This is a genomic window from Methanosarcina horonobensis HB-1 = JCM 15518, assembly GCF_000970285.1.
Taxonomy (GTDB): domain Archaea; phylum Halobacteriota; class Methanosarcinia; order Methanosarcinales; family Methanosarcinaceae; genus Methanosarcina; species Methanosarcina horonobensis.
This window is the reverse complement of the sequence record NZ_CP009516.1, coordinates 103,756-120,736: the sequence shown is the minus strand read 5'-3', so window position 1 is coordinate 120,736 and position 16,981 is coordinate 103,756. Positions and strand designations below refer to the sequence as shown.

The window sequence follows — 16,981 nt, the reverse complement described above, 5'->3', positions numbered from 1 at the left end:
TTTATTGATTTATTCTCAATGTATTAATTCAGTTTCAATATACTGATTCCCCCGTAAGGGCAGACACACTTTCCTTTTCATATCTTCGATTTCCCGGACAGCTACCTTTACCCTGTAAACCGAAGACATTATCTTGCCGGTTACAACCGTTTCAACTTCTCCCAGCGCAACCAGCTTGCCCCCTGTCAGGGCTGCAGCTCTGCTGCCTACCAGGAAAGCGTGGTCCGGCATATGAGTGTTCATCACAATCGACATCCCCAGGGAAGCAAGTCTCTGAACGGCCTCCAGTACAAGGACCTGGTTGCCAAAATCAAGGTGGGAAGTAGGCTCATCCAGCAAAAGCAGAGAAGGTTTCTGGACAAGAGCCCGGGCGATCAGTACCATCTGGCTCTGCCCGCCGCTGAGACTGGAGACCGGCCTTTCCGCAAGGTCAGAAAGTCCAATCACCTCAAGCGATTCCCTTGCAATCTCCATATCCTCTGCGCTGGGGGATGAAAACATGGAGAGGTGAGGAGCCCGGCCCATTACCACAAAATCCAGCACAGTAAAAGGAAAAACCACCTCATTCTGCTGCGGCACATAGCCAATATGCCGGGCAATTCCCTTTTCTCCGAGAGAAGCCGTATCCTCTCCCAGAATTCGGATAGAACCTGCAGCAGGTTTGAAAATTCCCGCAATGCACTTGATCAGTGTAGATTTGCCCGCCCCGTTCGGGCCCAGGATGCACATAACCTCGCCTTTTTTTAGCGAGAAAGATACATTCTCAAACACCGGGCCGTTTCCATAGGAGAAGGCAAGTGAATTCACTTCCAGCATCAGTTCCATCCCATGCGCCCCCTTCGAATTAGATATGCAAACAAAGGAGCACCTACAAGGGAAGTGAGAATCCCAAGGGGAATCTCCGTAGCAACAATCGTCCTTGAGAGATCATCCACAAGCAGCATAAATGAGGCCCCGATAACCATGCTCATTGGCAGCAGGCGGCTGTAATTCGGACCAACTATCATCCTTGAGATATGAGGTACGACCAGCCCTACCCAGCCAATCACACCGCTGATGCTGACCGCCGCTGAAGTCAAAAGGGTTGCACAAACAATGACGATCAGGCGCATTTTTTCCACGTTCATCCCGAGGGCTTTAGCTTCCTCATCTCCCAGGGACAGGATATTGAGACGCCACCTGAGAAGAAACAACACCAGAGCCCCAACAAACATGGGTAGCAGTATGTAGAGCAGATCTCCGTACCTGACAGCAGCAAGGCTTCCCATGAGCCAGAATACTATTGCGGGAAGTTCATCATAAGGGTCTGCCACATATTTTACCAGTGAAGTAAGCGCCGTGAAAATAGAGTTCACGATTACTCCTGAAAGTACGAAGACCAGAGTTCCCGTACCTTTACTGGCTTTACCCATACTTATGGCAAGAAACATTGCCAGCAGTCCGAAAGCAAAAGCCATCAGCTGTATAAGCAGATAATTGTTCCAGAGCAGTATTGCCAGGCAGGCTCCGAAACCCGCACCTGCGCCCACTCCAAGGATATAGGGAGAGACAAGAGGATTGCGAAAAATCCCCTGAAAAGATGCCCCTGCTGTAGAAAGTGCAGCTCCTACAAGCAAAGCCGCAAGTATCCTGGGCAGCCTTACATTGAACAGTACGGTATGTTGAGTGGAAACCGAAGCAGGAGTGCCAAAAAAGAGAGATGAAAAAGCTTTCATACTCTCATCCACAACCGCCGAGACAGGAGTCTGATATCTCCCTACAAAAAGGGAGCCTATGAGTAAGGCTACTGGCAGCATATACACAAGAGCAATGCGGGGATACCTGCATTCAGGCATGAGTGCACCTCGTCACATGTAGGGGCCAGATCCCGGAAGTTGGCCTGTGAAAAGACCTGTTAGATTTGGATTCCCCAAACGGCATCCTGTAGAACTGCAGGTAGAATTCATCTGCTTCCCTTTTAAGGTCGATTCCTGAATCTCCGGGATATAGTTTATCTGCTATGTACATGAGCCCCAGTATCCAGCGAGGATTTCCGAAATCCCAGGAGGGCGGGACTGCATAAATTCGCTTCTGTTTTACAGCATCCGCCTCTATGCCGTATTGCCTGCACAGGGCATAGAACTCGTCAAGGGGTCGGGAAAGGAAGCCGGAGATGAAAATGGTTTCCGGGTTATTTTCATTGATAAAAGAAGGAGAAACATTTACACCCGGCTTTCCTTCCTTTTGAAGCTGCTTATTGATGCTCATGCTCCCTGAGAATGTCACAAGGTTGTTTTCCATTCTTCCAGCGTTCAGGGCAAAGAGAGGAGAGCCCATACAATAATACACCTTATGACCACTGTTTTTTGCTGCAAGGGCATGGACAAGCTCCAGACGCGTACGGATAAAAGAAATAAGTTCTTCTCCTTTTTCCGGCTCGCCTGCCTTTTCAGCGATAAGCCTGACAAACTCAAGATAAGCGTATGGCTGCTGGATCATATGGTGAACCTGCATAAGGGTTCCGGAATCGGAGATTTTCTCCCATGTGTCTATTAACCTGGAATCGTCCAATACTTCCAGACATGTGAGCACTCCATGGACCATTCCGAAAGCCCGGCTTATCCTGTACCCGCCCATGAAACCTTCCTCATTGAAGCATTCGGTTGCAGTTATCCCTTTAACCGGCACAGTCTTCCCGCAATCACATGTGTAAGTTACCCAGGGTTTTACAGGCCTTGAACCCATGGGCCCGTAGAATTCCCGCTCTGCCAGGAGGCTTCCGCATTCAGGACAGTATGTGTTCAATAGTTCCGTACCAGGAGAATTGAAGAGGTAGACATGATCTATGTGTTTACGCAGAGAGGTGCACAGGCTCTCCGCCTCTCCGATGGAAGGTTCAAGCTCAATAGGAGCGTCCCCGAAGGGAATGAACCTCATGACCTGAACCGGAATGGTAGGGGAGATATCTGATACTGCTTCTGCAACCTTTATCACATCTTCCTCATTTCCTCTGGAATAAACAACTGAGATTTCAACATGCACTCCCATGTCAAAAAGCCGGGAAATGTTGCGGAAAACAGGAGCTGATGAAGGGACTCCGCAGCTTCTGTAACTCCTGTCAGAATAACCTTTGATTCCGACATTCATGAAATCCACAATCTGCCCAAGCTTGTTCAAAGTCTCATCTGTGAAATAGCAGTTTGTGGAACAGCCTGCGAGCAAACCCTGTTCTTTTGCCTGCACTGCAAGATCCCTGAAGAGGTAATAATTTGCAGCAGGTTCATTAAGTGTAGAAACCACGCCCAGGCACTCCTGCTGCAGGGCTCTTTCCACGACCTGGGAAGGAGTTAAGGTGGAATGGGAGAGAGGTTTGCCTGAGGCCAGCAAGCGAGCCACACACCCGGAACACTGGAAATTGCAGCCAGTACTGAAGACCTGGAGGAACTTACCTGAGGAATAATAATGAAGCAAAGGAATAGTTTCTATGGAAACAGGATATGCTCCAAGATATCCCATGCCAGGGTCCTGGACTATGGTATCGCCGGTATAGACATAAGTCCCGCACCTGCCCCTGCTGTATTCATTGATTTCGCACCCGAACTCACACACATTACATTGCATTTTTTTAACCTCCCTTACTCATCCTTGCTCAGGATCACCCAGAAGCCCGAATCGTCCTGGACTACACGATAGGGAATTTCAGTCTGCCTCCCGGCTTCCTGCATAGCCCGAAGATTTTCCGAGCTGAGGCGCTTTTTTGAAGCGGTATGCCAGTCCGGGTCGATTTCGACCATTTTTTCAGAAATCATGGCCTTCAATTCTTTTGTGCCGAAACCGCCCCCTATCCAGGCCTGCCCCCCCGGAGCAAGGATACGGGAAATTTCCCTGAAAGCCACAGGCAGATCTTTCCAGAAAAATACAGAGCCGCGGCTTACTATCAGGTCTGCACAGTTTTCCCTGAAGGGGAGCAGGTGGACATCAGCCTGTAAAGGAATAACTTTACCTGAAAGGCAGTAGCGGTGAGCTTTGTCCTTAGAAAGCCTGCACATCTCCGTTGAGAAATCAACCCCATAAACCTGCATATCCGTGAGTTCCGCAACAGCGATCCCCAGGGATGCGATACCGCATCCCAGGTCCAGGCAAATGCCCCGTTTTATCCCGCTTTCTTTGACGATATGAGCTGCTATTACGGGGTAAATGGGAGCGAAAATATGCTCCGCAATATAAGGAAAACCCGGAGATTTGCCCTTTTCGTCCATGTTCAGGCCTCTGCTGCAGGGTTAAGGAGCGTGTTCAGTTCTTCATCCGTGAGATCGTAGTGGAAGAATTCCGAGTAGAACTCGCGGGTCAGCTCGGAGAGATCCATATCTGTGAAAAGGTCCGGATACAGCATTTTTGCAGTCCAGGCAGTTCCGATAATGAGATGAGGACCCTGGGGCCTGTCAATCCAGCAGAAAGGATTCTGAGGAGCAAGGTACACCCGTTTGTTTTTAACAGCATCCACACTTACCCAGAGAGAGTCAGAGTACACCGTTGAATAGAACTGCGGATTGGAAGTGATGATTACCTCAGGGTTCCATTCTATTACCTGCTCTATTGAAACCTGGGTCATGCCGTTCCCCGGAGTAAGAGGACAGTCGGCAACATTGATGCCCCCGCAAATATCAATGACCTGGGAGTGCTGAGAACCTGATGGGTCGGTCATCAGGCCTTTTGGGCCTTCGGCATAGTAAACCCGTACTTTTTCATCTTCGGGAATATCTTTTACAGTGCTGTTGATCTCATTGAGGATTGAACTGCGAAACTCGATCAGTTTTTCCGCCTGAGCTTCACAGTCAAGCAGCTTACCTGCGTATTCGATAGTAGGATCGGATTTTGTCACGAAGATAATAGAATCATCAATGGCAACCACCGGAATGCTGCCAAAACTTTCCTGCCTGCGTTCTATGGCTTCATCGATTTGTCCGTCAGTGGTGTACCCTTCAATTACAATGTCAGGATCCATGTTGATTATGGTTTCATAGTTCCCTGTCTGGGTCCCGAACCAGCCCCCTATTACGGGCAGACTTGTGTAATTTTCATCCATAAAAGGTTGGGTAAAATTATTTTTAAAATTCCAGCCTGCAAGTTTATCCGGCGCGAGCATATAAACAAGAATAGTAGATGGAGGAGAAGTGGCTACGACAGAGGAAATATATTCTGGAACAGTTAACTGCCTTCCCAGCATGTCGGTAATCTGCACGGTATCTGAACTCTGAAGCACGGAGCTTGAGTTCGGAACAGCCTGCTGGCCCGTACTTTCTGCACACCCACAGGAAGCAACAGCCAGAACCAGCAGAGAGAGTATCAATATTGTACTTATTTTTCCACGCATAGAAATCCCTACAGACTTTTTACAGTTTAATCATTATGTTCGGATAAACATAATGATATAAAAGAATATTCAGTTATTAAATAGATATACAGTTACTGAAATTGGAAAACGGTAATGAAGCTGTTTTCTAGAGAATTTTTGCGTTTTTACGGTAGACTGATGGTTTTCAGAAAATTTCTGCATTATCGATTTTCCGGAGTATTCCCAGCACAGGGGATAGGAAGACGGTAACCTATTTCCTAGTAATATAATAAATAGTTTTTGTTTTGAAGACAATTAGAATTTCTATCAAAACATATAGAAAAAAGGAAAAATCATCTACATTATACACTGCATGCTATCGAAGTTCTAAATCCTCTAATTTTTTAATATGAGTGACAGGAAAAATTGGCTCAATGCGAAAAAAAGGAAATGAATAAGAGAAACACGGTGTGGTACAGTGGTACAGAGTATAACACAGTAATAATCCCTTAAATTTCTCCTAATCCTTTAAACCCCTCCTTGTCTCATTTACTCACTTTTTCCTTCTCAAACTCTTTCCTCACTTCAGCCGATACTCTGTTAAAAGGGCACCCAAAATAGATACAGTGTGGACACTCATACCGCCATATTGTCAGTAAGAAAATCAATATGGAAACCAGATAAGTTCCCAGCAAGAATGGTACTTTCAATAGCCAGGGAAGTGGAAAGAGAATTACGATTATGAATCCAAGAGATGTAATAGCAAGATCGAATTTACCCGGAGGATACGGACTTGACTTGAAGTGTTTGGGCCAACCCCAGTTCATCATGCACCTCAATTTTTTTCCTTCCGCAGGATAATAAGGGCAGTGAGTGCAGAAAAAACGCTGCTCCAGAATATTGAAATGAAAAAAGACTGTGAAAATATAGGCAAGCAGCCAGCCGGTTGAACTGATGCCTATCGCAAGCCCCGCTGAAAATAAAATAGTTAGAGTTACAAAGTTCCAGTAGAGAAAATCCTTAAATTCGTGCTCCATTTTAAGGGAGGCACATCTGCCTGAACCTGTCACCAGAAAGCCCCTTCCTGAAAGTTCAATCTTCTCTGAACGGTCATCCCTTTTCTCAAATTCTTTCTTCATGTCTGCAGGCACCCGGTTCATAGGGCACTCAAAGTTAAGGCACCTTACGCACTCGTACCGGCGGGCGGTCAGAAAGAAGAGTGCCCAGGCTACAATATAGGCCCCCAGTAGCATAGGGTCCCTGACCAGCCAGTAAACCGGAAAGAAAAACATAGGCAGAGCCCCAAGCACAGTCATTGCTTTTTCAAAAGGGCTGTGAGGTCCGGGACGGGCTTTGAAAATCTTTGGCACTCCAGAAAGCATCATGCACTTTACGCAGCCCTTGCTCCTGATGTAATAAAGGCAGTGGGTGCAGGCAAAGCGAAATTCGATTACCAGAAAGAAAAAGAGAGCTATTCCTATGTAAACTGCTACCCATTTGATCGAGTCCCTGGCAATTGCAATTGAACCGATCAGGAAGGGAATCATATTGAAGAAGTTCCAGTAGAGGCGGTCTCTGGCAGAATGTTCTGTTTTTAGGGGAAGCGGGATGCCTGGGAAGGACATGAGGAGTTTTTGGGAAAGGAAGAGGTATAAAGGTTTGGATTTCTTAGAGTTTTGCTGAAAAGCGGTCTTGTATAGGAGACCAATTTTATGGATATTTGGTATTATAGGAAACCACTATGTGAGAGATACTACATTTCCAGATAAATCCGGCAAAGACAGAAGAAAAACAAAGCAAAAACTTCACCCGAGCTGCATGAATAGCTTATCCCCGTCTGTCCTGTCCCGTTCGCTTGCGAACGGCCTGAATAAAACAACTGAAATGAAACAATAAATAAGAAGCAAAATCACATAAAATCAAATAATCACTAAAAGGGGAAGAGGCAGTGAAAGAAAATAATCCCAGAATTAAACTTTACATCGCCTGCAGCCTCGACGGCTACATAGCCCGAAAAGACGGAAGCATAGACTGGTTAATCGAATACGAAAACAACTCAGAAACCGACTACGGCTACTCCGAGTTTTACGCATCAATCGGTACAGTCCTTATGGGCAGAAAAACATATGAACAGGTTCTGGGTTTTGGAGACTGGCCTTACGGGGAGAAGAAAACGTATGTTTTTACAAGACAAAAAGAGCCCCTGCACCGAGAAAAAAATGTGGAATTTGTTTCCGAGGATGTCGGGGAATTTGTGCGCCGGCTGAAGGAAAATACTGATGAAGACATCTGGCTTGTGGGTGGGTCGCAGCTTATTAAGGTGTTTCTCGAAGAAGACCTAGTGGATGATATGATTGTCTTTGTTGTTCCCATTATTCTTGGGAGTGGGATTTCGCTATTTGATCGGATTGGAAAAGAGTTCAGGCTCAAGATAGTTGATACGGAGAGGTATGAAAGTGGGCTGGTAAAGTTGAAGTATGAAATTGAAGGGTGACAATACTTGCAGGACTGATGGTCGAATATAATGTGGAGGTTTCAAAAATAAAATTATACGAAGTTAAGAAGATGAATACAGATTATTTTGAAGATGGAGCAATCTAAAAAATCTCTTTCAATAAAAAATATATACATGAAGTCCCAATATAGTAGTTTGAAATCAAACTAATATAGGCATCAAAAATGGATTAAATATAAATATATCTAAACCGATATTTTAATACTTGTTGCAAGTTTAAGATTTGGGGATTGCAACAGAGGATATAAAGAAACTTTTTGTGCAAATATGAAACTTCCCGTATGGAGAATAAACTTTCCATTTTATGAAAATTTGGAGTATTATCTGGATGATAGAGGAAACGAAAATAGTACAAAAAGGCAAATTTCTCTTTTAAGAGATAAAAAATATATATCTGTAAACAGAATACTAATTGTTGATTCTATTTGATCGAACTTACTAAAATAAGTCCAGAATATATGAATCAAAGACTGAAAACCCGGACGTTAGCCCGGGAGGACGTCGTGTGAGAAGTCATGAAGAACATGCTTAAGACTACAGTTCTGCTTGCCGCCCTTACAGGTCTCCTGGTTATCATAGGTGACTACTTTGGCGGTACAGGCGGAATGATCATCGCATTCCTGTTTGCAGTAATTCTCAACTTTGGGAGTTACTGGTACAGTGACAAGATAGTCCTAAAAATGTACAGGGCAAAAGAAGTTTCCCCTGCGGAAGCCCCTAACCTGCACAGGATCGTCGATGGGCTCGTAATGAAGGCAGGAATACCAAAACCTAAAGTGTATATTGTAGAATCCGGAATGCCAAATGCCTTTGCAACAGGCAGAGATCCGAAGCATGCGGCTGTGGCTGCTACAACCGGAATTCTTGAGTTACTCTCTTATGAAGAAATGGAAGGTGTACTGGCACACGAGCTGGCACACGTGAAAAACAGGGATACCCTGATAAGTGCCATTGCTGCAACCCTTGCAGGTGTTGTCACAATGCTTGCCCACTGGGCACAATGGGCTGCGATATTCGGCGGCTTCGGAGGCAGGGATGACGATAACGGTGGAATCATAGGCCTTATCGCAATGGCCATTCTGGCACCGATTGCTGCAACTCTGATCCAGCTTGCAATTTCAAGGTCGAGAGAATTTGCAGCAGATGCTGAAGGAGCCAAAATTTCCAGAAAACCCTGGGCTCTTGCCGATGCTCTTGAAAAGCTCGAATACGGAAACTCCCACTACAGGCCAAGAGTTTCAGACGTGCAGGCAAAGGAAAGCAGTGCCCACATGTTTATCGTCAACCCTCTAAAGGGCGGAGCGATCCAGTCTCTTTTCAGGACTCACCCGGTAACCGATGAGAGAGTAAAACGCCTGAGGACAATGAGGTTCTAAGGCTCTCAAAACCTTTTTTACTTTCTTTTTTCCTTTTTATCTTTTAATTTTTCCTTTGATTTTTGATTATTCTATTTTCTTTCCACTTTTTTATTTTTCATTTTTGTTTTTTGTTTCCGTAGATTTTAAATTTGATTTTCCTGTCTCGTTTTCTCTTTGAAAGCTTATCCGTTATTTTTTTAAATTTGGCGTGCTATATGCTATCAAGTTGCACAGATGTTACTAGATATCATAGAGAAAAAACACTTATAAAAGAAAATGACAGATAAAACGAAAAGGACTGACAGTCAATAAGAGAACCGGTAAAAATATCTGTTTACAGTGAGCTTATTAACAGAAAGATAAAAAATCCAGGTCCTGTAAACAAAACTTCTCAGTCCGTATCTAATGTTGTAAAAATTCTCTAAAGAGAAGACTGGTAAATCAGGCTGAAAAATTTTTTGGAATAATAAGTTATTTTACTGACTATCCACACCCTATCTTATCGAATGGGGGAACTTTTATGGAAGACAAGTTTGAGATTGGCAGGATCATCAGAGCAAAGAACATCTCTGATGCATGGTACCGCGGACTTAACATAATCTGGAACCACGGACAGGTAATTACCGATGAGAGGGGGAGCCAGATAAAGGAATTTATGGACTTGATGGTGGTAATCGAAGATCCCTATACGGACAGGATTCCCGAAGATACCGCCTGGAATGAAGAAAGGCTTGAAGAATATGCAAAACAGTTAATCTCGGGCGAAAATGTGCAGGACTTTGAGTATACGTATGGACAACGGCTCAGGAACTGGAATGGGGAAGTGGACCAGATCGAATATGTAATCGAAAAACTGAAGGAGAGTCCAACTTCAAGAAGGGCTACAGCTGTCACCTGGATCCCACCTGTGGACACAAAAGTCAATGAAGTTCCCTGCATGATACTCGATGACTTCAAGATCCGGGATGGAAAAGTCCATCTTACAACCCTTTTCAGAAGCCACGATTTTGGAGGAGCTTACCCTGCAAACCTTTACGGGCTCTCCAGACTCCTTGAATACGTTGCCGAAAGGGTAGGTGCGAAACCCGGAGTAATCACCACAGTCAGCATTTCAGCCCATGTTTACGACCACGACTGGGACATGGTAGAAAATATCGTGAAAGGCGTGCGCTAAATCCGGATTATTGAATCGAAGAGAAAAGTCTGATCAAAGTAAAATCAGAGAAAGTATTCAATATAACTAGAGATCAGTTAGAATAAATAGTAGAAAGAACCGGAGTCCTGTTATAAATGCGTGTTTCGATCAATAAATCATCGGTAAAAGGAGAAGTCTTTGCCCCGCCCTCAAAAAGTTACACTCACAGAGCCATAACCCTGGCAGCCCTATCTGAAGAAGCAGTCATCCACCGTCCTCTGCTATCTGCCGATACCCTTGCCACAATCAGAGCTTCTGAGATGTTTGGAGCCTCGGTTAAACAAGAGGAAGAAAATCTCATCATTCGCGGATTTAACGGTAAGCCCACTGTTCCTGATAATGTAATTGATGCCGCAAACTCAGGGACAACCCTCCGCCTCATGACTGCAATAGCAGGTCTCACGGATGGAATTACAGTACTTACCGGGGATTCTTCCCTTCGCACGCGACCAAACGGACCCCTTCTAGAAGTCCTCAATAGGCTGGGGGCAAAAGCCTGCTCTACACGAGGGAACGAAAGAGCTCCTATTGTTGTCAAAGGGGGGCTTGAAGGAAAAGAAGTGAGTATTGACGGTTCTATAAGTTCGCAGTTTATCTCTGCTCTCCTTATTGCCTGTCCCCTTGCAGAAAACAATACCACGGTTTCTATCATAGGAAAACTGAAATCAAGACCCTACGTGGACGTAACCATTGAGATGCTTGAACTGGCAGGAGTAAAAATCCACACCGATGAGAATAAAGGCATGAAGTTTATCATCCCTGGAAAGCAGAAATACAACCTCAAAGAATATACTATTCCAGGCGACTTTTCCTCGGCATCTTACCTGCTTGCAGCTGCAGCTATGACAGAGGGTTCCGAAGTTACTGTTAAAAACCTCTTCCCCTCAAAACAGGGAGACAAACTAATTATTGAAACCCTGAAACAGATGGGAGCAGACATCACATGGGACAGAGAAGCCGGCATCGTGACCGTAAGAGGGGGAAGAAAATTAAAAGCCATTACCTTTGATGCCGGAGCTACTCCTGATCTCGTCCCGACAATTACCGTCCTCGCAGCTGTTGCCGAAGGTACCAGCAGGATAGAAAATGCTGAGCATGTCCGATATAAAGAAACTGACCGCCTGCGTGCCCTTGCAATCGAACTTCCTAAGATGGGAGTCAAACTTAAAGAAGAAAAGGACAGCCTGACCATCACAGGAGGGCAACTGAAAGGAGCAGCAGTTCACGGCTGGGATGACCATAGGATTGTTATGGCCCTTTCACTGGCAGGGATGGTAGCAGGAAATACGACAATTGACACCACTGAATCTGTATCGATATCCTATCCTGATTTTTTCAAAGATATGCGCAACCTTGGAGCAAAAATTGGAGAAATCTCAGAAGAATAAGTTGAAAATACATTTGAATTTCCAAGTGCAGATAAGATGTAAATTAGATGCAGATTAACTGAGTGGTAGTCCCTTTTAATAATTGATCATGAAAGGAATTATCAGACTTTCAGTATTTTTCTTTTTTAATTAACTTTCAGCTGGTCAAAAAAATCACTTACCTTCTAAATAAATCTGAACCAAACTCCTGGAATAACAAAAAAATGGAATAGTACTTTTACATGAAATATCCATATTTAAATATATGGAAGTAAGGTGTAGGTGTGGAGATACGTGCATAAGGCCTGTTTCGGAAGTATTAGAAGACATTGAGTTATTCTACAAACCATGCAACGATTGTAAAACAGAAAAAATAAGGAAATTCTCTCCTCTGGCAGAACAGATTAACTTAGATGAAATGGATAATCATTTTAGAAATTGTAAATGTGGTAAGAGGCAGCTCGACGTTGTAATGGCTCATGTGCTAAAAGTAATGATAGATGAAGGGATAAAAGATAAAAAAGCTAATTTAAGGAATGCATGTGTTCCGCTGGTGACTCCTGGCTATCTAACTGATTCTCTCCCCTATTTGCCTGAAGATTCTTTAGTAATATTATCTGACAAGGTGGATAAAAGATGTGCTGAAACGATTGTAAAGGAAGTCCCTGAAGTTAAAGGGGTTTTAAAGGGAGATTCAAGAAAAACTGTGGGTATAAAAGATTCCGATTCCAGTCCTCATGTATATGAACTCCTTGCCGGATGCGATTTGAGATGCGATATTGTACAGACTTCTTACGGTGCTTTAGGGATATACAAGTATCAGCACGAAATTCATATAGAGTTTCCAGAGGTAAAATCATTTAAAATAGAGACACTTAAAAAGGTTCTGAAAGATTACGACAAGCCTTCTGTTCTTGACTGTACATGTGGCCCCGGGACTTTAGGAATCGCATGCCTTAAAGCCGGCGCGCGAAAAGTTGTTTTTAATGATATATGGAATCCCGCAATAGAGACTACTTTGATTAATTTGGAAGCCAATGGATTTCCGGTCAAACTCTCAGGCAGCGAAGAAGAATTAATAGCATCCGGAAACAAATTTGAAGTTTACAGCATGGATATAAGAGAATTGGCGAATTGTTTGGATGAAAAATTCGATATTTGTATCGTAGATGCATTTCCCGGTGTGGATACGACAGAATTTATTGAAGCCGCAGGCAAATTAGGCGAAAAAGTTGTTGTGATTTGAAAGAAAATTTCGTGTCTCACGATATCAAATATAAAAGAGAATAGAACCTATCTACGTCTTTTGAATAAGCGAAAAGAAGCAACTTCCCGTAAAATTAGTCATCTTGAGCTCAGTTCTCAATACTTACTAGCTCTCATATATAATTCTGTAAATTAGTCCTCTTGAGCGAAGCGAAAAGGACAGCGGGCTCCAGAAACGCAACTCTGGTAGGACAGCGGGCTCCAGAAACGCAACTCTGGTAGGACAGCGGGCTCCAGAAACGCAACTCTGGTAGGACAGCGGGCTCCAGAAACGCAATTCGGGTGGGAAAAAGAGAGAAAAAGCAGGCCCGAAGGCCTACTCTGTTTTAAAGTGTTTAATTTATTGAGTTTATTTTGCCGGGATGACGAGGGATCTCTCACCAGCAGGCACGAACTCTCTGATTGCACCGCGGCCGAACTCTCTCCTGGGTTCAGCGAAGTTGAAGGGCATCAGATCGTCAGCGAAGCACACCTTGATGAGTGGGTTGACGGTGAATGCGTCTCCACGTCCGGAGTGGGCTGCCTGAGCGATACCTGCGTATCCACCCTGGTGACCGACGTTCATTGCGTAGTTGGGGTAGTTTGGACCACGGAGTTCGTCTGGGAGACCTTCGTCGCCCTGGTAGGACAGAACGTTTGTAGCACCGCACTGGTCCTGGAGGTCGTATCCGAAGAATCCGAGTCTGCCCCATGCTTCCTTGTGCAGGTACATGGAGAGGTACCAGCCTGAGAGACCGGCATTTGCGTTTGCAGTTCCGAGTGCACATGCGACACCGGCTGCAGCTGCGAGCACGGTTGCTCTCTGGGATCCACCGAAGTGGTCTTCAAGGGCAGTCGGGAATTTCTCGTAGGTCTCGATACCGTAGAGTGTGGATTCGGTTGCGATGTCCTTTACGACTTCGAGGGTTGCCTTTATCTTGTTGTCCTTGCCTACGTTTGCAGCACCGTTGTACTTGTCGTTGATGTAGTCAACGTCGTAGTACACGTTGTTGTCGAGGATGTCATCAGTGTATGCAGCTGTTGCATACTGTGTGAACCCGACACCACCGGACATGTAGGATCCGAGCCAGATCTGGTCGTAGAGCATGCAGCCTGCACCGACGACTTCAAGAGCAATCTTTGCCGGGTCTTCGGATGTGCGGCTTGTCTGGATGATGTCTGAGAGGTGACCGAAGGAAAGTCCACCGGGCTCGTTTGGTCCACGTGCACGCCTTGCTGGAAGCATTTCACCCATTGAGACAAGGGCTGCGTGCTTTGCAGCGAAGGACAGGTCAGCGACTGCTGCTTCACCGGCGCACATTGCGTATGCGGAGATGAAGGACATACCGATCTGCATGGCTGCCCACCTGGAGGTCTGAGCACCGTCAGTTGTTCTGGAGACAATTGTTGGGATGTGGATTGCCTGCCAGGTTGTCTTGCCGATAGAGGCCTTAATCTGGGCTGCCTGTTCTTCATTGAACATCTTGTTGATGTTGATGACAAACTGCTTGTCGACTTCGTCTGCAAGCTCGTCGTCACCTGTGAAGATCTTTACATAACAGTCGTCAACAAGGGCAGGGTGTGTCTCGACCATCATTTCCTGAACCACTGCTGCACCGGGCATGGCGTGGTTAAGGACTTCAAGATAGTGGTTGATGGTTTCAGGAGTAACTTCCTTACCCAGCCTCTTCTCGAGAGTCTCGTGAGCCATGTCAAGACCGACAATACAGGTTCTCCTGATGTCGTCCCACATCTGCTGCATTGCAGCGTTGTTAACGTAGTGCAGGTCATCTGGTTCTGCAACAATGTCAGTTCCGGAAATGGTGTATGGAGTGATTGCACGCTGACCGAGAGGGGCACCCATGTGCATCATTGGGTTGTAGAATGCAATACCTCTCTTCTCTGCGATTTCTTTCCCGGCCTTAATCATTTCAACTTTTCTTGCGTCCTGCTCAGGGCCGAGTCTCAGGAATTTTTCGGTCTTGCCTGTGATGTCTCCACCACTCTGCTGGTTTGAACCATATTCCTGTGTGAACTTGACTTCCATTGATTTCTTGAATTTAGAGAAAATGTCTGCTGCCATTATGAACACCTCATTTCGGCTGGAATCCGTAAATTGTTCTCTCGTCGAAGATTCTCTGTACCCATTCAACGACTTCTGCATCGTCTCTGAAGGCTACATTGTCCACACGGTAAATGGTGGTCCTCTTTGCAGCTTCTTCACTGGACATTGGCTTGCCGAGGTTCACTTTCCTGTCGAGTGGAATTGCAACCTGGTCCTTATCCATAATGATGACGCCGCCTTCGAGTCTTCTTCTGTCGAGCATGTCGAACATTACACCGTCTTCCTGGAGACGGACAGAGTGACCGTGCACAGTTGCACCACGCATACCTGCGAGTGCGTGGTCAGTCATTTCGGTTTCCATCTGAACCTTTGCGCACTGTTCCATGTCTCTTTCACGGGCTTCGACAATCTGACGACCGGAAAGGGTACCTGGGTCTACACCTCTGAAATTGATTGCTGCGAAGTATGATCTGAAGTACGGGGTAGCCGGAGCGTTGTACATTGAGTCAGCGAATTGGACGTACCTGACCCTGTCACCTGCTGCTGCACCGGGTGTTGGAGCAACATTTTCACGTGTTGAGCATGCGGGTTCTCCCATCTCTGCGAGTGGTGGGTGGGTGCTCGGGTAGTCGCTCCCTGGGGCACGGTGTCCGAGGACTGCAGTTAAGTCTTCGTCGGAAATTTCCCTGAGTTTCTCAAGTTTTCCGGACATGTGCTTTCTTCTGTTAGCGCCGACTGATGTAGCGCCTGGATAATACTGTGCTTCGTATGCCATCTCATGCAACTCCTTTATGATCTTCTAATTGGTCTAATGTCGTCTTGACGTATTTCACGATTAAATTTAGTTTATCCCTGGGACAGAAGTCACCGCGTGTAACTCCGCTTACCATATCCATTACAATTCCTTTGGTACGAGTGTTTTCATCCCTTGGCATCACTAATCTCGTCTTTATCCCTGCTTCTGCAAAATCTTCAAAATCCACTGGAATCTGGCTGACAACAATTGCCGGAATATTTGCCTGACTCAGGATTTCCCTGGTTTTTCTGATTACATGATCCTTGATATTTCCGAGGTGAATAACAGCCAGCTTATGCATTTCAATCTGTGCGACTTCTACCGGACTCAATACAAATGATCCTGTCCTCATACCTGATTCCGGGATCCCTGAGCCTGAATAGAGTACAAGTACGCTCACCTGAATGTTTTCTCTCCTCATGCCGTATGTTATCTCGCACACCGGTTTTGTGATATGCCTCTGTCCGGGACTCATAGCAATGGCTACCACGTCGGCACGGCCGGCCTCCGAAAGAGTGCCTCTTTGAGCAAGCCCTCCTCCTCTGCCCAGTCCTCCGCCGCATCGGCAGTCAACTACCTGTGTTTCCCGATCGATCATCATATCTTTTCACTCATCTTTGTCTTCATCTTCTTCTTTCTCTTGCTTCTCAATGAAGACAAGCTGGTTTATCTTGGCTTTGGGGTCTACCATACCAAGCAAGCGAGGGTCAGCTTTAGGACCAAGTTTAGCATAGTCAGTCACTGTAGGCTTTTTCCTGAGGAAATGTCCTTCCCTGAATTCAAAAGAGAACGGGAGCACTTTTTCACAAGTTGACCTGACTTTTTCTTTAACTTCGGCGTTTGCGACTTCAAGCCTTATCCTGCCCACACTGATCTTGAGTTCAATAACCTGATCTCCGATCCGAATAGGCTTTCTTAAAGGATGTTCCACCTTTTCCCCGGTACCGGGGCCATAAGACACCTTTTCGGGAAGTCTCGGGCCCTGGATCATAACACGGAGTATCCCGTCAATCTGAGAGAGCTCGACTAGGAGTTTCTGAGCAGTATCAGGGGACAGGATTCTAATGGGAAAGATTTCGATTTGAATGGAATTTTCTGTGTTTGAAGCAGAGTCTGACATCTTTAG

The 16,981-nt window shown here is 45.5% G+C and carries 16 protein-coding genes; 6 read left to right on the top strand and 10 right to left on the bottom strand.

Annotation, left to right across the window (positions count from 1 at the left end; translation table 11 throughout):
- Positions 1–15: 15 nt before the first annotated feature.
- From MSHOH_RS00515 to MSHOH_RS00490, 6 genes are all read right to left on the bottom strand, one after another.
- On the bottom strand, positions 16–825 hold the full coding sequence (locus tag MSHOH_RS00515) for an ABC transporter ATP-binding protein (RefSeq protein ID WP_048136674.1): 810 nt from the start codon (positions 823–825) through the stop codon (positions 16–18).
- Positions 816–1,835 (bottom strand): FecCD family ABC transporter permease, encoded by a 1,020-nt coding sequence (locus MSHOH_RS00510; protein WP_048136673.1) that lies wholly within the window; start codon positions 1,833–1,835, stop codon positions 816–818. The genes MSHOH_RS00515 and MSHOH_RS00510 overlap by 10 nt, the downstream gene beginning before the upstream one ends.
- Positions 1,828–3,600: a radical SAM protein gene (locus MSHOH_RS00505; RefSeq protein ID WP_048136672.1), complete on the bottom strand. Its 1,773-nt coding sequence runs from the start codon at positions 3,598–3,600 to the stop codon at positions 1,828–1,830. Before MSHOH_RS00505 ends, MSHOH_RS00510 begins: the two co-directional genes overlap by 8 nt.
- Positions 3,601–3,614: 14 nt before the next feature.
- Complete coding sequence (locus MSHOH_RS00500) at positions 3,615–4,238, bottom strand: class I SAM-dependent methyltransferase (RefSeq protein ID WP_048136671.1); 624 nt, start codon at positions 4,236–4,238, stop codon at positions 3,615–3,617.
- Positions 4,239–4,240: 2 nt separating this feature from the next.
- Entirely contained in the window at positions 4,241–5,353 is a 1,113-nt protein-coding gene (locus tag MSHOH_RS00495) for an iron ABC transporter substrate-binding protein (protein ID WP_048136670.1), read from the bottom strand.
- 506 nt (positions 5,354–5,859) lie between these two features.
- Positions 5,860–6,939 (bottom strand): hypothetical protein, encoded by a 1,080-nt coding sequence (locus MSHOH_RS00490; RefSeq protein WP_048136669.1) that lies wholly within the window; start codon positions 6,937–6,939, stop codon positions 5,860–5,862.
- Between the two features lie 323 nt (positions 6,940–7,262).
- Here MSHOH_RS00490 and MSHOH_RS00485 point away from each other — a divergent pair, with 323 nt between their 5' ends.
- The 6 genes from MSHOH_RS00485 (at position 7,263) to MSHOH_RS00465 (ending at position 12,995) form a co-directional block, all read left to right on the top strand.
- The gene (locus MSHOH_RS00485; protein ID WP_048136668.1) at positions 7,263–7,808 is read left to right on the top strand and encodes a dihydrofolate reductase family protein; all 546 of its coding nucleotides are present in this window, start codon (positions 7,263–7,265) and stop codon (positions 7,806–7,808) included.
- 288 nt (positions 7,809–8,096) lie between these two features.
- Positions 8,097–8,258: a hypothetical protein gene (locus tag MSHOH_RS24165; protein WP_162197592.1), complete on the top strand. Its 162-nt coding sequence runs from the start codon at positions 8,097–8,099 to the stop codon at positions 8,256–8,258.
- 86 nt (positions 8,259–8,344) lie between these two features.
- A complete protein-coding gene (gene htpX, locus MSHOH_RS00480) occupies positions 8,345–9,205 on the top strand; it encodes a zinc metalloprotease HtpX (RefSeq protein WP_048136667.1) in 861 nt (286 codons plus the stop codon).
- Positions 9,206–9,707: 502 nt separating this feature from the next.
- Positions 9,708–10,361, top strand: a complete 654-nt coding sequence (locus tag MSHOH_RS00475) for a thymidylate synthase (RefSeq protein WP_048136666.1) — start codon at positions 9,708–9,710, stop codon at positions 10,359–10,361.
- Between the two features lie 116 nt (positions 10,362–10,477).
- Complete coding sequence (gene aroA, locus MSHOH_RS00470; protein ID WP_048136665.1) at positions 10,478–11,770, top strand: 3-phosphoshikimate 1-carboxyvinyltransferase; 1,293 nt, start codon at positions 10,478–10,480, stop codon at positions 11,768–11,770.
- 244 nt (positions 11,771–12,014) lie between these two features.
- Positions 12,015–12,995 (top strand): 50S ribosomal protein L11 methyltransferase, encoded by a 981-nt coding sequence (locus MSHOH_RS00465; protein WP_048136664.1) that lies wholly within the window; start codon positions 12,015–12,017, stop codon positions 12,993–12,995.
- A 369-nt stretch (positions 12,996–13,364) separates the two neighbouring features.
- On the opposite strand, the gene mcrA is transcribed toward MSHOH_RS00465, so the two are convergent.
- Genes mcrA through mcrD form a run of 4 tightly spaced genes read right to left on the bottom strand, consistent with a single transcriptional unit; the run spans position 13,365 to position 16,975 of the window.
- Complete coding sequence (gene mcrA / locus MSHOH_RS00460) at positions 13,365–15,077, bottom strand: coenzyme-B sulfoethylthiotransferase subunit alpha (protein WP_048136663.1); 1,713 nt, start codon at positions 15,075–15,077, stop codon at positions 13,365–13,367.
- A gap of 10 nt (positions 15,078–15,087) precedes the next feature.
- A complete protein-coding gene (gene mcrG / locus MSHOH_RS00455; RefSeq protein ID WP_048136662.1) occupies positions 15,088–15,834 on the bottom strand; it encodes a coenzyme-B sulfoethylthiotransferase subunit gamma in 747 nt (248 codons plus the stop codon).
- A gap of 1 nt (position 15,835) precedes the next feature.
- Entirely contained in the window at positions 15,836–16,456 is a 621-nt protein-coding gene (gene mcrC, locus MSHOH_RS00450; protein WP_048136661.1) for a methyl-coenzyme M reductase I operon protein C, read from the bottom strand.
- A 6-nt stretch (positions 16,457–16,462) separates the two neighbouring features.
- Positions 16,463–16,975 carry a methyl-coenzyme M reductase operon protein D gene (gene mcrD / locus MSHOH_RS00445; RefSeq protein WP_048136660.1) on the bottom strand — a complete coding sequence of 171 codons (513 nt, stop codon included), beginning with the start codon at positions 16,973–16,975 and terminating at the stop codon, positions 16,463–16,465.
- Positions 16,976–16,981: the final 6 nt, after the last annotated feature.

Coding starts and splice junctions, on each gene's coding strand:
- MSHOH_RS00515 (WP_048136674.1), bottom strand. CDS start 825: ATGGAACTGATGCTGGAAGTGAATTCACTTGCCTTCTCCTATGGAAAC.
- MSHOH_RS00510 (WP_048136673.1), bottom strand. CDS start 1,835: ATGCCTGAATGCAGGTATCCCCGCATTGCTCTTGTGTATATGCTGCCA.
- MSHOH_RS00505 (WP_048136672.1), bottom strand. CDS start 3,600: ATGCAATGTAATGTGTGTGAGTTCGGGTGCGAAATCAATGAATACAGC.
- MSHOH_RS00500 (WP_048136671.1), bottom strand. CDS start 4,238: ATGGACGAAAAGGGCAAATCTCCGGGTTTTCCTTATATTGCGGAGCAT.
- MSHOH_RS00495 (WP_048136670.1), bottom strand. CDS start 5,353: ATGCGTGGAAAAATAAGTACAATATTGATACTCTCTCTGCTGGTTCTG.
- MSHOH_RS00490 (WP_048136669.1), bottom strand. CDS start 6,939: ATGTCCTTCCCAGGCATCCCGCTTCCCCTAAAAACAGAACATTCTGCC.
- MSHOH_RS24165 (WP_162197592.1), top strand. CDS start 8,097: ATGAAACTTCCCGTATGGAGAATAAACTTTCCATTTTATGAAAATTTG.
- htpX (WP_048136667.1), top strand. CDS start 8,345: ATGAAGAACATGCTTAAGACTACAGTTCTGCTTGCCGCCCTTACAGGT.
- MSHOH_RS00475 (WP_048136666.1), top strand. CDS start 9,708: ATGGAAGACAAGTTTGAGATTGGCAGGATCATCAGAGCAAAGAACATC.
- aroA (WP_048136665.1), top strand. CDS start 10,478: ATGCGTGTTTCGATCAATAAATCATCGGTAAAAGGAGAAGTCTTTGCC.
- MSHOH_RS00465 (WP_048136664.1), top strand. CDS start 12,015: ATGGAAGTAAGGTGTAGGTGTGGAGATACGTGCATAAGGCCTGTTTCG.
- mcrA (WP_048136663.1), bottom strand. CDS start 15,077: ATGGCAGCAGACATTTTCTCTAAATTCAAGAAATCAATGGAAGTCAAG.
- mcrG (WP_048136662.1), bottom strand. CDS start 15,834: ATGGCATACGAAGCACAGTATTATCCAGGCGCTACATCAGTCGGCGCT.
- mcrC (WP_048136661.1), bottom strand. CDS start 16,456: ATGATGATCGATCGGGAAACACAGGTAGTTGACTGCCGATGCGGCGGA.
- mcrD (WP_048136660.1), bottom strand. CDS start 16,975: ATGTCAGACTCTGCTTCAAACACAGAAAATTCCATTCAAATCGAAATC.